The sequence below is a fragment of the Acetobacter senegalensis genome, from assembly GCF_001580995.1.
Classification (GTDB): Bacteria; Pseudomonadota; Alphaproteobacteria; order Acetobacterales; family Acetobacteraceae; genus Acetobacter; species Acetobacter senegalensis.
Genome location: NZ_LHZU01000120.1, coordinates 13918 through 29767, shown reverse-complemented (window position 1 = coordinate 29767; position 15850 = coordinate 13918). Strand labels below are relative to the sequence as shown.

Here is a 15850-nt window from a genome sequence, read left to right as displayed (position 1 = left end):
ATCCGGCGGTACGATCGCGACTCATTATATATTGCCTGCCGCTGGGTCGCCCCTTCTCTGATCGGTTTCATTCCCCAAGCCGATTGGAGCCCCGATGTCCGGAAGCCGTGTCCTGTGGGGGCAGGTTGCCCTTGTTCTGCTGATCGTGTTCGTCTCCATCTGGAGTGCCACGGAATGGACAGCCTGGCGTCTCGGCTTTCAGCCCCAGCTTGGCGCTCCTTGGTTCATGGTGGCAGGCTGGCCGTTCTACGATCCGCCGGCCTTCTTCTGGTGGTGGTATTTCTACGACGCCTACGCGCCGTCGATTTTCGTGACGGGCGGATATATCGCGTCGTCCGGTGGAATTATCGGCAGCGTCGTTGCCATCGGCCTGTCCATCCTTCGGGCGCGGGAGGCCCGGAATGTCGCCACGTATGGCTCAGCCCGCTGGGCTGACGTTGGCGAGGTGACGGAAGCCGGGCTGCTCGACCCTGACGGTGTGGTGCTGGGCCGATGGGATCGGGACTATCTCCGGCATAATGGTCCAGAGCATGTCCTGTGCTTTGCGCCGACCCGTTCGGGCAAAGGTGTCGGGCTGGTCGTGCCAACGCTGCTGACCTGGCCGGGCTCGGCCATCGTTCATGACATCAAAGGCGAGAACTGGGGGCTGACCGCCGGATTTCGTGCCCGGTACGGGCGTGTGCTGCTGTTCGACCCGACCGATCCGGCGTCCTCGCCCTACAATCCGCTGCTGGAGGTTCGGCGTGGCGACAAGGAGGTACGCGACGTCCAGAACATCGCCGATATCCTCGTCGATCCCGAAGGCGCGCTGGACCGGCGGAATCATTGGGAGAAGACCTCGCACTCCCTGCTGGTGGGGGCGATCCTGCATGTCCTCTACGCCGAGCGGGACAAGACGCTGGCCGGTGTCGCCAATTTCCTCTCCGATCCGAAGCGGCCGGTGGAGGCGACGTTGCGCGCCATGATGTCCACGCCGCATCTCGGCAAGGCTGGTGTGCATCCGGTCATTGCGTCGTCTGCGCGGGAGTTGCTGAACAAGAGCGACAACGAACGATCGGGCGTCCTGTCCACCGCCATGTCGTTCCTGGGCCTCTATCGCGACCCCGTGGTGGCAAAGGTGACGGCACGATGCGACTGGCGCATCGCGGATCTCGTGTCCGGCCGCCAGTCCGCGAGCCTCTATCTCGTCGTACCGCCATCCGACATTGCCCGCACCAAGCCGCTGATCCGCCTGATCCTGAACCAGATTGGCAGGCGGCTGACGGAGGATCTGCATGTCTCCGCCCATCGGCATCGGTTGCTGCTGATGCTTGATGAGTTTCCCGCCCTCGGTCGGCTGGATTTTTTCGAGAGTGCGCTGGCCTTCATGGCGGGGTATGGGATTAAATCCTTCCTGATCGCGCAGAGCCTCAACCAGATCGAAAAAGCCTACGGCGCGAACAATAGTATTCTCGATAACTGTCATGTCCGTGTTGCCTTCGCCACCAACGACGAACGCACCGCCCGGCGGGTGTCGGACGCGCTCGGCACCGCGACCGAAATGCGTGATTCCACCAATTATGCCGGTCACCGGCTATCGCCCTGGCTCGGGCATCTCATGGTGTCGCGACAGGAAACGGCACGACCGCTGCTGACGCCCGGCGAGGTGATGCAGCTTCCGCCGACCGATGAACTGTTGCTGGTCGCGGGTGTGGCCCCCGTTCGCGCGAAGAAAGCCCGCTATTACGAAGACGCACGGTTCATGGAGCGTGTCCTGCCGCCCCCGGCTACTGGGACGAAACGCCCGTCCGCGCCCCCGTCCGATGACTGGTCTGCGCTGGAGGTAGGGGTTCCATCAGGAGGGCCAGCACCGGATGGCAGTAATAGGGCTGGTGACGATCCGGCCAATTCCGGTATTCGCCGCGAACCGGAATTGCCAGAGCATGAGGACGTCGCGCCGCCCGAGCGGCCGGGTATGCAGGAGTTCGATGTGCTCGACGACGAGCCGGATGTCGATGCGGCCAGGGCGCGCGCCATACGCCAGCAAGCCCGCTCCGTTGCGCGGCAGGCGACGATGGACCCGGCCGACGGTCTCGATCTGTGAGGATGCCCATGTCCAGCAAGACCCGCATGAATGTGTATTTCGAGCCGGAGCTTCTGAAGCAGGTCGAAGCGCTGGCGTTGCGGCGCAACGTCTCGAAGTCAGCGGTGATTGAGGCCGCTGTTGCGTCCTTTCTTTCGGCCGACGCTTCAGAGCGGTTGGAGGCGGTGTTCGCCCGCCGCATGGACAGGATCGACCGCCAGATTGCCGGGATGGACGAGGACCTCGCCATTATGGGCGAGACGCTGGCATTGTTCATTCGCTTCTGGCTGACCGTCACCCCACCGCTGCCCGACAGTGCCCAGGCATCGGCCAGGGCGAAAGGCGTCGAACGGTTCGAGGGTTTCCTGCAATCGCTCGGGCGGAAGCTGGCGACGGGAGATCGCTTTCTCAGGGAACTGTCGCGGGACATCGACACGCGGCGCAATCGTGGGGAAGACCCCCAGTAATCGTCAGATTGCGTGGGGCTGCCAAAAGGATTCGTCAATCCCGCCGATTGCCGCCGTTTCCACGCAATGGCCGCACGGTCCGCAATAGTTGTTGAATCGAGCCGAAATGGCCCTCTTTTAATCATCCCCGTGTGGGGACCATCTGTTCCGGTCCCGTTCGAGCGGGGATTAGATGGCGGTTTCGCACCATAATTCGGAAAGCCAGGCACGCGGCATCTCGATGCTGCGCACGGCGATGGGACCGGCGATCGCGGGGCACCTTGCCGATCCCGCCGTGGTCGAGGTGATGCTCAACCCCGACGGGCGGTTGTGGATTGACCGGTTGTCTGAGGGACTATCCGACACGGGCGAAACCATTACCCCCGCCGATGCCGAGCGCATCGTGCGTCTGGTCGCACACCATGTCGGGGCGGAAGTGCATGACGCAGCGCCACGCGTATCGGCGGAACTGCCGACCGGGGAGCGGTTCGAGGGGCTGTTGCCACCCGTGGTGACGGCCCCGAGTTTCGCCATCCGCAAGCCCGCCGTCGCGGTGTTCACCCTCGACGATTATGTCGCCACCGGGATCATGACGGTGGGGCAGGCGGATTTTCTGCGCCAGGCCGTTGCCGAGAGAAAGAACATCCTGGTCGCCGGCGGGACATCCACGGGCAAGACCACGCTGGTCAACGCCCTGCTGGCCGAAGTCGCGAAAACCGACGATCGCGTCGTGCTGATCGAGGACACGCGCGAACTGCAATGCGCGGCACCCAATCTGGTGTCCCTGCGCACAAAGGACGGCATCGTCACGCTGTCCGAGCTGGTCCGTTCGGCCCTGCGGCTGCGGCCTGATCGTATCCCGATCGGCGAGGTGCGCGGTCCCGAGGCGCTGGATATGCTCAAGGCCTGGGGCACGGGTCATCCCGGTGGGATCGGCACGCTGCATGCCGGCACCGCCATCGGTGCCCTGCATCGCATGGAGCAACTGATCCAGGAGATCGTGGTCACCGTGCCCCGCGCGCTGATCGCCGAGACGATCGACGTGATCGCTGTCCTGTCCGGGCGGGGCACGCGGCGCCGGTTGTCCGAACTCGTCACCGTGGACGGGCTCGATCACGCCACAGGCGCTTATTGCATCCATCCCTTCCAGCATTCGGGAGAATCCCAATGAACCTCACGCTGTTCCGCGTGCGTCGGCACGCGCCGCTCCTTTCCGCCGTGCTGCTACTGTCCATCGCATGGTGCTCCTCGGCCTTGGCGTCCGGTTCGGACATGCCATGGGAAGAACCGCTCAACCAGATCCTGGAATCCGTGCAGGGACCGGTGGCGCGCATCGTGTCGGTGATCATCATCACCGTGACCGGCCTGACCCTGGCCTTTGGCGAAACCTCGGGTGGCTTCCGTCGCCTGATCCAGATCGTCTTTGGCCTGTCCATCGCTTTTGCGGCGTCCAGCTTCTTCCTGTCGTTCTTCTCCTTCTCCGGGGGAGCACTGATCTGATGGCGGGATATGACGATGATGCCGTGCCGGGTTTCCATGTCCCGGTCCATCGGTCCCTGACTGACCCGATCCTGCTGGGCGGGGCTCCCCGTACACTGGCGATTGCCAACGGCACGCTCGGGGCCGCGATTTCTCTGGGGCTGCGGCTGTGGCTGGTCGGCGCCCTGTTCTGGATCGTCGGCCACGGGCTCGCGGTCTGGGGAGCGAAGCGCGATCCGCTGTTCGTCGAGGTGGGCCGGCGGCATCTCCGCTATCCCGCCTGGTTGCGGGCATAGGGAGGGCAGGGCGATGATGTCCCTTGGCGAATATCGCAACCGTGCTGCCCTCCTTTCGGATTTCCTGCCCTGGGCCGCTCTGGTTGCAAAAGGCGTCGTGCTGAACAAGGACGGTTCCTTCCAGCGCACAGCAAAGATACGCGGCCCCGATCTCGATAGCGCAACACCCGCCGAACTGGTTGGGGTCACCGGACGGCTGAACAATGCCCTGCGCCGTCTTGGCTCCGGCTGGGCCGTGTTCGTGGAAGCGCAGCGCGTTCCCGCCACGCTCTATCCCGAGAGCGATTTCCCCGATGCCGCCAGTCAGATGGTCGATCTGGAACGCCGGGAGCAGTTCGAGGATGAGGGGGCGCATTTCGAGAGCCGGTATTTCCTGACCCTGGTCTGGCTGCCACCGGCGGAGTCTTCCGATCGGGCTTCGCGCTTTCTCTATGAAGGCCGGGAGCGTGACGGGCCGGACCCGCACGGCATGCTTCATGTGTTCGTGGATCGCTCCGACCGGATGCTGGCCCTGCTGGACGGGTTCATGCCCGAGGCCGCCTGGCTCGATGACGGCGAGACGCTGACGTATCTGCACAGCACCATTTCGACCCGCAACCAGCGCGTCAGGGTGCCGGAAATTCCCATGCATCTCGATGCCCTGCTGGTGGACCAGCCTCTGTCGGGTGGTCTGGAGCCAAAGCTGGGAGATGCGTACCTGAAAACCCTGACCATTACCGGTTTCCCGTCGCGGACCTTTCCCGGAATCCTGGATGACCTGAACCGGCTGGCCATGCCCTATCGCTGGTCCACCCGCGCCATCCTGCTCGACAAGACCGACGCCACCAAGGTTCTGACGAAGATCCGGCGGCAGTGGTTCGCAAAGCGGAAATCGATCGCGGCCATCGTGCGCGAGGTCATGACCAACGAGGCGTCCGTCCTCGTGGACAATGACGCTGCCAATAAGGCGGCCGATGCGGATCTGGCGTTGCAATCCCTTGGTGCTGATGACGTCGGACAGGCCTATCTCACCGCCACCGTCACAGTCTGGGATGGCAGTGCCAGCATCGCGGCCGAGAAACTGCGTCTGGTCGAGAAGATCATTCAGGGGCGGGACTTCACCTGCATGACGGAAAGCCTGAATGCCGTGGAAGCCTGGCTGGGGAGCTTGCCCGGTCATGTTTACGCCAATGTCCGCCAGCCGCCGGTCTCGACACTGAATCTGGCCCATATGATTCCGCTCTCTGCCGTCTGGGCCGGACCGGAGCAGGATGGGCATTTCAACGCCCTGCCGCTGTTTTATGGCAGGACGGCAGGAGCCACACCCTTCCGGTTTTCCCTGCATGTCGGGGATGTCGGTCATACCCTGATTGCCGGCCCGACAGGGGCCGGAAAGTCAGTGTTGCTGGCCCTTATGGCGTTGCAGTTCCAGCGATATCAGGGCGCACAGGTTTTCGCATTCGATTTTGGCGGCTCGATGCGCGCCGCCACGCTGGCGATGGGCGGGGATTGGCACGATCTCGGTGGTGGCCTGACGGACGGGGATACAGAAACCGCGCCCGTCGCCCTTCAGCCCCTGGCGCAGATTGACGATCCCGATGAGCGCAAATGGGCCAGCGAGTGGCTGGGGCAGATCCTCGTTGGCGAGGGGGTGACGCTGACGCCGGACGTCAAAGCCCATCTCTGGTCGGCCCTGAATTCCCTCGCGTCATCGCCCGGCCATGAACGCACGATCTCCGGTCTGGTAGCACTCCTCCAGTCCAACGCCCTGAAGCAGGCGCTGGCCCCATACTGCCTGGGTGGTCCTTATGGCCATCTGCTGGACGCCGATGCCGAACGTATCGGGGATGCCGATGTGGTGGTGTTCGAGACCGAAGGGCTGATCGGCTCCGGCGCGGCATCATCCGTGCTGTCCTATCTGTTTCATCGGATCGAAGGCCGTCTGGACGGCCGCCCGACGCTGCTGGTGATCGACGAGGGCTGGCTGGTTCTCGATGACGGAAACTTCTCCGGTCAGTTGCGGGAATGGCTGAAAACCCTGCGCAAGAAGAACGCCAGCGTCATCTTCGCCACGCAATCCCTGTCGGACATTGCCAACAGTCCAATCGCACCTGCGGTGGTGGAAAGCTGTCCGACGCGGATATTTCTTCCCAACGAGCGCGCCATCGAGCCGCAGATCATGGCGATCTATCGGGATTTCGGTCTGAACGACCGGCAGATCGCCATCATCGCCCGTGCGGCGTCCAAGCGGGAATATTACTGTCAGACCCAGCGCGGCAACCGCCTGTTCGAACTGGGCCTCGGCTCGGTGGCGCTGGCGTTGTGTGCCGCGTCGGGGAAGGACGATCATCGACTGATCGATAGCGTGCTGGCGGAACACGGGCGGGACGGTTTTCTGTCCGCCTGGTTCGAGGTACGCGGTGTCACGTGGGCGGCGGACCTTCTGCGGGAAGGGGGCGTGCCATGATGGAAAAACTTTTCCGTATCCGGGCAAAAGATTTCCACCCTGGATGTGTCGTGGCCATGGGAACGGCTCTGGTTTTTCTCATGCCGGTTGTGTCTGCATCTGCGCAGTGGGCGGTCTATGACGGCGCGAACCACGTCGAGAACGTGTTGATCGCCGCCCGCACGCTCCAGCAGATCGACAACCAGATCACGTCACTGGCCAATCAGGCGCAGATGCTGGTCAATCAGGGGCGTAATCTGGCGAGCCTGCCGCTATCGACATTGTCATCGCTGCAATCATCGATTTCCCAGACCACGGCACTGCTCGCGCAGGCGCAGAACATCGCCTACAGCGTCCAGTCCGTCGAGCAGCAGTATCAGCAGGCGTACACGTCCGTGTCGTCCGGTATGTCCGATAGTACCCTGTTCAGCCAGGCACAGACACGCTGGCAGTATTCCGTGGGCGGGTTCGAGGACGCGCTGAAATTGCAGGCGCGGGTGGTGGGCAACATTCCCTCTGACAGCAGCGCCATGAGCCAGCTTGTATCGGCCAGCCAGACCTCCACCGGAGCGTTGCAGGCCGCGCAGGCGGGAAATCAGCTTCTGGCCCTGCAATCGCATCAGCTTTCCGACATTCAGGCCGAACTCGCCGCCAACGGCCGCGCCACGGCCCTGCAACAGGCGCGTGATGCCGCGACGGAAGCGGAAAGTGACACGCAGTATCAGCACTTTTCGCAGCATGACGCCTATGCACCGGGAACGGTGTCCATGTTCGGCAGCAATGGGAACTGACGGCCATGGCCACCAACGACGTGGGCGTTATTGATACCTTCCTGAACACCTTCACGACCACGATCGACAGCGGTTTCGGCCTGCTGAAAGGAAATGTGGTTTCGCTGGCGGGATCGCTGTCTGTGCTCGATATCGCGTTGGCCGGGCTGTTCTGGGCTTGGGCGGCGGACGAGGACATCATCCAGCGTCTGGTGAAGAAGACGCTGTATATCGGATTCTTTGCTTTTCTGATCAACAATTTCGATCATCTTGCGAAGGTGGTGTTCGACAGTTTCGCCGCCATGGGCCTGAAGGTCGGGGGTGGCAGTCTGGCACTGTCGGATTTCCTCCGTCCCGGCCGACTGGCCGCGACGGGGTTCGATGCGGCCCAGCCGCTGCTGGACTCTGTCCACAACCTGCTGGGTCCGGTGGCCTTCTTCAAGAACTTCATCCAGATTTTTGTGCTGTGCCTGTCCTGGCTGATTGTGCTGGCGGCGTTCTTCATTCTGGCCGTGCAGCTTTTCGTGGCCCTGATCGAGTTCAAGCTGACCACGCTGGCAGGCTTCGTGCTGATCCCCTTTGCCCTGTTCAACCGGACGGCCTTCCTGGCGGAGAAGGTACTGGGCAATGTCGTCTCCTCCGGCGTGAAGGTGATGGTGCTGGCGGTGATCTCCGCCATCGCCTCGGTGCTCTTCCGGCAGTTCAACATCTCCTATGGCGATGCCGTGCCGACCATCGGCCAGTCTGTCTCTGTCGTGCTGGCCTCGGTATCGATCGTGGGCCTGTCCATTTACGGCGGCAGCATTGCCAATGGTCTGATCTCCGGCGCGCCACAGCTTGGCGCGGGCGCCGCTGTTGGCACAGGCATGGCGGTTGGCGCGATGGGCGCTGCTGCTGTTGCCGGTGTCGGGGCTGTCGCATCCGGTGGCGCCGCAGCCCTCGGCGCCACGGCTTCTGCCGCGCGTGGCGGAGCCACGATCGCGGGGGCCGCCAATACGGCTTATTCCATGGGTGCCATGAATGCCGCTGGCGAAACTGCCGGTGCCCGCATGGCAGCCGGGCTGGGCGGTGTCGCCCGGGCGCCGGGCAGCGCTGCCGCAAATGCCGTGAAGAGCAAAATGTCGTCTGCGGCGAACACCATGAAACAAAGCTACGGCGAGGGCGCGCGAGGGGCTTTCACCGCGACAGGCGGACGCTTCACAGGTGGGGCATCGTCCGATGCGAACGGCGGGCAGTCTGGTGGTTCGTCCGGTAACGGCGGAGGGGGTGTTGCCGGCGGCAGTTCTGGCCCCGAGGGTACGCCACCCCGCTGGGCGCGAAGCATGAAGCGCCGCAACGCAGCCACCCATGCTGCCGAGGCCGCCCATATCATCCGCTCCGCCGATGGCGGTGGCGGGTCCACCTCCATCGATCTCTCGGAGAAAGAATGATGTTCCGTCGCTCCACAACACGCTACGGGACCACGCCTGAGCCCGTCACTCCCTATCAGAAGGCAGCGCAGGCATGGGACGAGCGCATCGGCTCCGCCCGCGTGCAGGCCCGCAACTGGCGGCTGATGGCGTTCGGTTCTCTGTTCCTGTCCGCCGGTCTTGGGGGCGGGCTGGTCTGGCAGTCCGCGCGCGGCACCATCACGCCGTGGGTCGTGCAGGTGGACCGGCTGGGGCAGGCGCAGGTCGTGGCGCCGGCCACGTCCGGCTACATGCCCGCCGATCCGCAGATTGCCTGGTATCTGGCGCAGTTCGTCCACGACGTGCGCGCCCTGTCATCCGATGCCGTCGTGGTCCGGCATAACTGGCTGCGCGCCTACGATTTCACCACCACGTCCGGCGCGGTGGCGCTGAACGATTATGCGCGGCTGAACGATCCATTCTCGCGCATCGGGCATGAGCAGGTCGACGTGGACATCGCCTCGGTGATCCGGGCCTCGCCCGGTAGCTTCCGGGTCGCCTGGACCGAGCGCCATTACCGCGACGGCGCGTTCGCCGGCACCGAGCGCTGGACCGCCATCGTGTCGGTTGTTCTGCGCACGCCGCGCGACGCGGATCATCTGCGGAAAAATCCGCTCGGTATTTACGTCTCTGCCATCAACTGGTCTAAGGAACTCGGACAATGATCCGCACCCTCACGCGCGCCTTGCCGTTGCTGACCCTGCCGCTGGCCGGATGCGCGCAGCATTATCATCCGCCGGTTATTCGTTATGATGACGCGGCTCAGGCCGTGCGCCAGCCCGATCCGCCGAAGCCTGTGCAGGTGGTGGAAGTTCCGCAAATCCTTCCCCTGCCGGGCCAGCTCAAACCGCTTCCGTCCTTGCGGCGTGCCCATGTCGTGCCCGAAGCGGCTGATCCCACCGTGCGCGTGACGCAGGCCAATCTTGCCGCCCGCATCCAGCCGACACGAGGCGGCTATGTGAACGCGGTGCAGGTTTACCCCTACAGCGCGGGTGCGCTCTATCAGGTCTATGCTTCGCCCGGCGAGATCACCGACGTTATGCTGCAACCCGGCGAGAAGCTGGTCGGCACTGGGCCGGTCGCGGTGGGCGACACCGTGCGCTGGATCGTCGGCGATACCACCAGTGGCGCGGGTATGACCAAACGGGTGCATATTCTGGTCAAGCCGACGCGGCCGGACCTGACCACCAATCTGATCGTCAATACTGATCGGCGGACTTATCTCGCCGAATTGCGGGCGACGCCTGCGACCTACATGGCGTCTGTGTCCTGGGACTATCCCGAAGATGACCTGATTGCCCTGCATCGGCAGGACAGTGACGCCGACGAGGTCACCCCGGTGGAATCGGGGCTGAATCTCGACACGCTCAATTTCCGCTACGCGATCGAAAGCGTGAAAGGTGGGATGCCGCCTTGGATGCCGCTGCGGGCGTTCGATGACCGGCGAAAGGTGTTCATCGCGTTTCCGTCCGGTATCGGGCAGGGCGAACTGCCCCCGCTCTTTGTGCTCGGGTCCGATGGCGGGCCGGAACTGGTGAACTATCGGGTCCGGCAGAACTGGATGATCGTCGATCGCCTCTTTGCCGCCGCCGAATTGCGGCTGGGCGACAAACATTCCGAGCAACGGGTTCGGATTGTCCGCACTGACGGCAGGAAGTCATGAGCGACACCGAGGAGCGCAAGGATGGAGGAGGGGGCGTTGCTGGAAACGGAAGCGCAACGGGACCGTCCCCCGATCTGCGGCTGCGCGCGCAGCGTCCGCCGGTCGTAAAGCTCTCGCGCCCCGTCATCTGGACATTGGGTGCCGCCGGAGTGCTCGCCATCGGCCTCGCGCTGGGCTACGCGCTACAAAGCAACACGCAGAAAGGGCCGATTCAGGCGGCGCAGGACACGGACGCACGGGCCTCGGCCGACGGGCTGTCGGCACTCCCCAGCGACTATACCAATACACCGAAGCTGGGGCCGCCTTTGCCCGGCGATCTGGGCAGGCCGATCCTCAACGCACAGCGGCAGGGCCGCGCGGGACCGCTTCCCGGCATGGGGGATCGTCGCGGTGACCAGGAGATCGAGGCGGCGCGGACCAGCCGGCTCTTCGCGCAGGTCGAGGCGCGAGAGGGGCAGGGTGCGCAGACAATTCCGGTCATGGCCACCGCTCCCGGAGCACAGGCATCACCGACCAGCCCCGATCAGCAGACCGGCAATCGCGCCTTTCTAGCAGGTCCGCCCGATCGTGCGATGGCCAGCCCCGATCGCATCATGCCGCTGGTCTCGCCCTACGTCCTCCAGGCTGGCACCGTGATCGCTGGAGCGCTGAACACGAAGCTCAGCTCCGACCTGCCCGGCCAGATCGTCGGGCATGTGACCCAGAACGTCTATGACAGTCCGACCGGCCGGTTCTTGCTGATCCCGCAGGGTAGCACCCTGTTCGGGGCCTATAACAGCGGCATTTCCTTCGGGCAGCAGCGCACCCAGATTATCTGGATGCGGCTGATCTACCCGAACGGCGACAGCCTCGTCCTGGAAAAGCTGCCCGGCGGCGACGCCATCGGCCAGTCGGGCCTGTCGGATGAGGTGAACAACCATTGGGGCCAGCTCTTCAGGGCAGCGCTGGTCACGACTCTCCTCAGCGTGGGCTCCGAAGCCGGGACGTCATGGAACGAGAACAATCTCATGCAGGCCATCCGGAGCGGTGCAAGTAACGGTTTCTCCATGGTCGGCAACCGTCTGATCGATCGCAGCCTGAACATTCAGCCCACTCTGACCGACCGGCCGGGCCTGCCGTTCACGCTCATTCTGAACCGCGATCTGGTTCTAAAGCCTTGGACACAGGAGGAAATCCACCCATGACGAAGCTGAAGCTCGGTCCGATCGAGGATGACAAGCCCGTGAAGGTCACGCTGGAGTTGCCGGCCACCCTGCATCGTGATCTTGTCGCCTATGTTGAAATCCTCGGTAGCAGCCCCGGACAGAGTGCCCCTGATCCCATGCGTCTCATCGTGCCCATGCTGGAGCGTTTCATCGTCACTGATCGTGGTTTCGCCAAGGTGCGGAGACAAAACAAGGCGATCAGATAAAATGCACGATTTGAGATACGCTATCACATTACAACATTGATGCGGGTGAGTTTGATCGATTTTCAAGCCGTCGGCAGGGGGCGGATCTGAGCGAATAGCTTGACGAGAGCATCTTTCTAATTCAGACCGCATTATAGCGTACTAGGATCGTCAGCCAATGGGAGGCGACCGCCCCCACTGAAGGAACCTATGACCACTGCGCGTCACATCGTTGCCCTGCTGCAAAGCCATATCGCTGGAGACGAGCAACGCTTTCTCTCCGTTGCGACGCAATTGGCCGCTCACGAGGCGCGTCAAGGGCATGGCAAGCTTGCGCAGGAATTGCGAGAGTTGGTTGAGGCAGCAAAAGGTAAAGACGCGACAGTTGCCCGACGCGGTGCTGGCCCCGTGCCTATCGCGCAACCTAAGGGCGAACTTACAAACCTTCTTTCTGCGCGTTATTCTAACATTCGCCTCAACAGCATGGTGCTGACACCAGCACTCGGAGAACGAATTCGCCGAGTGCTGACGGAACAACGTCAACAGGAGCGGCTTCGTGCGCGGGGGCTTACTCCCCGTCGAAAGATCCTTCTTGTTGGGCCGCCAGGCTCCGGTAAAACCATGACGGCTGCCGTCTTGGCAGGCGAACTTAAGTTGCCATTGTTTACAGTCCTTTATGACGGGTTAATCGGGAAGCTGATGGGGGAGACGGCAAGCCGCCTTAGACTAGTGTTCGATGCCATTGCCGTTCAGCGCGGTGTCTACTTCTTTGATGAATTTGACGCTGTCGGTGCTCAGCGCGCTGGCCCAAATGACGTTGGCGAAATCCGACGTGTACTTAATTCATTTCTTCAATTCATCGAGAACGATGATGGGCCGAGTCTCATAGTGGCGGCAACAAACCATCCTGAGCTGCTCGATAAGGCACTATTTCGTCGATTTGATGATGTAATTACTTATGGGCTGCCAGATACTAAGATCGCGCGCGGAATTCTGGAATCACATTTGGCGACATTTAAATTGAAATTGATCAATTGGGATCAAGTGCTTAAAGCCACAGATGGTCTCAGTCAGGCGGAGATCGCTCGTGCCGCAGAGGATGCGGCCAAGATGGCCGTTCTTGGTGGAACCGAGAATGTTGACCAATCTATGCTGCTCGCTGCGCTCGCGGAGCGTAAGGCGGCTACGTTTTGATTTTTTAGAGCGCTATGGTGGATATGAAGCGAGATCGACCGCACCTGTATATGGAAGGGGGCGGAGAGAAAGAACTTTATACTTCGCCGAAGCGAGGAGACTCAGGCTTGCCGCCTGCACGAGTTCGGGCCGCGCATGCCCATAAGCTTGAACAGGCTATTGGTAATGCGCTCTCAGAGGCTCGCCGTAAGTTGGCAACGCGCGATGAGGCCGTAGCCGAGGGCGAGCGTGGTTTTTACCTGGAGTTTGAGATTCCCGCAGCCGAGCGAGCTGCTGTAGACGGGTTGGAGAATAAACCCAAGTCGATCGAATTAGTTGCGGTAAGACTGCCCGAGGACGGAGAAGATCTGATTTCAGCCACGGTATTTGTGCCGGAAAAGTCTGCTGATTTTTTTGTCAAGAAGATCGAGGCCTATCGCGACGAGGACACAAAAACGGGCAAGCCAAAAAACGAAGCTCTTGTTGCTCGGATTGAAGATATTCGTTTGGCTGCTCTTCGTTCTCTTTTTACCGATGATATGACGTTGTTTCCTCAGGCCGAGCGTCAGGCTTGGTGGGAAGTGTGGTTGCGTGAAGATAGACTTGGGACATTTCGGGCGGTTGCGGAACGCCTGAATGTCGTTCTGAAAGAGCACATAATCAGCTTTCCAGAACGGGACGTTGTGCTGGTACTTGCGAACGAAGCCACAATGGTGCGGTTGGTTGGAAATACCGATGCAATCGCTGAATTAAGGATTGCGAAGGATACTCCATCGCTATTTCTTGAAATGGGTGCCGTTGAGCAGGTTGAATGGGCGGCCGAACTTGCTGAGCGGGTCAACCCGCCATCAATTCTGGCACCTGCGGTCTGTGTTCTCGATAGCGGGACGACCCAAGGGCACGTTCTCATTGCGCCAGGCCTCGATCCTGCGGATCAGCACGCTTACGATAATTCATGGGGCGTGGGGGACAGTGCTTTTTGGAACGGCCATGGCACTGCAATGGCTGGCGTCGCGTTGTATGGGGATCTCGAAGCGGCACTGAGTGAAAACGCTGCCATCAATTTGCAGCACCGTTTGGAGTCCGTGAAGATTTTGTCGCCCAGTGATCAGAATGATCCTGAACTTTATGGTGCCATAACAGAGGTAGGGATCACCAAGGCAGAGACGTGTGCACCGCGCCGACGGCGCGTGTTTTGCATGGCGGTGACTAGTGACATCGGCTTGGGACGTGGCCGTCCTTCTTCATGGTCAGCGGCTATCGATCAGCTTTGTTATGGCAACGGGATTCATCGTCGTTTAATAGTTTTGGCGGCAGGAAACTTGCGAGGCGATATTGTCGCTGCGGAATATCCTGACGCGAATGACCTTGCAGAGGTTGAAAGCCCAGCTCAAGCATGGAATGCGCTTGTCGCTGGCGCTTACACGGATAAAATTACCATTACGCATCCGGACTATGCCGGCTGGGAAGCTATTGCACCTGCGGGAGACTTGGCACCAACTAGTCGCACGTCAGGAATATGGGATCGGCAGTGGCCGATCCGTCCCGATGTGGTTTTCGAGGGCGGTAACCTTGCCTATGACGGAGTTAATCCGGCCTCGGCAATCGACGATCTTCAACTCATTACAACGCATTTTCGGCCGAATGTTCGCTTGTTTGACGTATTTGGTGATACCAGTGCGGCAGCGGCCTTAGCGGCTAATCTATCGGCTGGTATTATCGCCGCCAGGCCTGAACTGTGGCCGGAGACGGTACGAGGATTGGTGGTTCATTCGGCTGAGTGGACACCGGCAATGCAAGGTCGCTTTAATGCCGCCGTCAATCAGACGCAGAAGATGGCGATGTTGCGTCGTTATGGCTGGGGTGTACCAGATCTTGGACGAGCGTTGATGAGTGCCCTAAATGATGCGACTCTCATGGTGGAGGACGCTCTACTACCCTTCCGAAAAGACGGCTCAAACATTAAAACAAGGGATATGAATTTACATCATCTACCGTGGCCGCGTGATGAGTTGCTTGCGCTCGGTGATCAAGATGTGGAATTGAGAGTGACCCTATCTTACTTTGTTGAGCCTAATCCTGGCGAAAGAGGTTGGACGCGAAGGCATCGTTATGCTTCCCATGCTCTTCGTTTTGCTGTGAAACGCTCCCTCGAAAGTCTTCAGCAGTTCCGGACACGCACTAATAAGGCTGCCGAGGCGGAGGAAGCTGGTGCAATGGGGAGCGCGCCTGGAGGAGACAATTGGGTATTGGGCTCGATACGGGATCGTGGCTCAATCCACTCCGATATATGGCGTGGAAGTGCGGCCGCACTTGCGGAGCGTGATGCTGTTGGTGTGTTCCCGGTCAGTGGCTGGTGGAAAGAGAAGCCTGGTTTGCAGCGCTGGGATCGGTCGGTACGATACGCACTTCTGGTGTCGATCCGTGCGCCTGGCGCGGAAGTCGACCTTTATACAGCAATCGCCAATAAGCTGGCTGTAGCAGTTCCCGCTTCTTGACCAGAGTTATACGGCTGTTTCCATTATATTTTTGTGAGTAAGCGTCACGACTAAACAGCAAACATTAGTGATTGTCGGTATCGGGGGCTGCGTGCCCCCGCAACCAAGCATAAACGTCTGAAAAGACAAGAGAAAAGCCACCCTCAAGGGTGGCTTTTTTTGTGCCTGAAACACAACGCAGGAAACACATAGGAAACAGA

14 protein-coding genes are annotated in these 15850 nt (G+C 61.2%); all 14 read left to right on the top strand.

What is annotated here, in order from left to right:
• Nucleotides 1-94 precede the first annotated feature (94 nt).
• The 14 genes from AD948_RS06535 (at nt 95) to AD948_RS06470 (ending at nt 15650) form a co-directional block, all read left to right on the top strand.
• Nucleotides 95-2083 (top strand): conjugal transfer protein TraG, encoded by a 1989-nt coding sequence (locus AD948_RS06535; RefSeq protein ID WP_061471201.1) that lies wholly within the window; start codon nt 95-97, stop codon nt 2081-2083.
• 2 nt (nt 2084-2085) lie between these two features.
• On the top strand, nt 2086-2529 hold the full coding sequence (locus AD948_RS06530) for a ribbon-helix-helix domain-containing protein (RefSeq protein ID WP_427941435.1): 444 nt from the start codon (nt 2086-2088) through the stop codon (nt 2527-2529).
• A gap of 172 nt (nt 2530-2701) precedes the next feature.
• Complete coding sequence (gene trbB / locus AD948_RS06525) at nt 2702-3679, top strand: P-type conjugative transfer ATPase TrbB (protein ID WP_061471199.1); 978 nt, start codon at nt 2702-2704, stop codon at nt 3677-3679.
• Nucleotides 3676-4008 carry a TrbC/VirB2 family protein gene (locus AD948_RS06520; RefSeq protein WP_061471198.1) on the top strand — a complete coding sequence of 111 codons (333 nt, stop codon included), beginning with the start codon at nt 3676-3678 and terminating at the stop codon, nt 4006-4008. The genes trbB and AD948_RS06520 overlap by 4 nt, the downstream gene beginning before the upstream one ends.
• The gene (locus AD948_RS06515) at nt 4008-4283 is read left to right on the top strand and encodes a VirB3 family type IV secretion system protein (protein WP_061471197.1); all 276 of its coding nucleotides are present in this window, start codon (nt 4008-4010) and stop codon (nt 4281-4283) included. Before AD948_RS06520 ends, AD948_RS06515 begins: the two co-directional genes overlap by 1 nt.
• Nucleotides 4284-4296: 13 nt before the next feature.
• Nucleotides 4297-6729, top strand: coding sequence for a conjugal transfer protein TrbE (trbE, locus tag AD948_RS06510; RefSeq protein WP_061471196.1), 2433 nt, complete (start codon nt 4297-4299; stop codon nt 6727-6729).
• The gene (trbJ, locus tag AD948_RS06505; protein ID WP_061471195.1) at nt 6726-7499 is read left to right on the top strand and encodes a P-type conjugative transfer protein TrbJ; all 774 of its coding nucleotides are present in this window, start codon (nt 6726-6728) and stop codon (nt 7497-7499) included. Before trbE ends, trbJ begins: the two co-directional genes overlap by 4 nt.
• Before the next feature lie 5 nt (nt 7500-7504).
• Nucleotides 7505-8908 carry a P-type conjugative transfer protein TrbL gene (trbL, locus tag AD948_RS06500; RefSeq protein WP_061471194.1) on the top strand — a complete coding sequence of 468 codons (1404 nt, stop codon included), beginning with the start codon at nt 7505-7507 and terminating at the stop codon, nt 8906-8908.
• A complete protein-coding gene (gene trbF / locus AD948_RS06495; protein WP_061471193.1) occupies nt 8908-9591 on the top strand; it encodes a conjugal transfer protein TrbF in 684 nt (227 codons plus the stop codon). Before trbL ends, trbF begins: the two co-directional genes overlap by 1 nt.
• The gene (gene trbG, locus AD948_RS06490) at nt 9588-10589 is read left to right on the top strand and encodes a P-type conjugative transfer protein TrbG (RefSeq protein ID WP_061471192.1); all 1002 of its coding nucleotides are present in this window, start codon (nt 9588-9590) and stop codon (nt 10587-10589) included. Before trbF ends, trbG begins: the two co-directional genes overlap by 4 nt.
• Nucleotides 10586-11773: a TrbI/VirB10 family protein gene (locus AD948_RS06485; RefSeq protein WP_061471191.1), complete on the top strand. Its 1188-nt coding sequence runs from the start codon at nt 10586-10588 to the stop codon at nt 11771-11773. The genes trbG and AD948_RS06485 overlap by 4 nt, the downstream gene beginning before the upstream one ends.
• A complete protein-coding gene (locus tag AD948_RS06480) occupies nt 11770-12000 on the top strand; it encodes a DUF2274 domain-containing protein (protein WP_061471190.1) in 231 nt (76 codons plus the stop codon). Before AD948_RS06485 ends, AD948_RS06480 begins: the two co-directional genes overlap by 4 nt.
• A 189-nt stretch (nt 12001-12189) precedes the next feature.
• Entirely contained in the window at nt 12190-13173 is a 984-nt protein-coding gene (locus AD948_RS06475; RefSeq protein ID WP_061471189.1) for an AAA family ATPase, read from the top strand.
• Nucleotides 13174-13187: 14 nt separating this feature from the next.
• Nucleotides 13188-15650, top strand: coding sequence for a S8 family peptidase (locus AD948_RS06470; protein ID WP_061471188.1), 2463 nt, complete (start codon nt 13188-13190; stop codon nt 15648-15650).
• Nucleotides 15651-15850 lie beyond the last annotated feature (200 nt).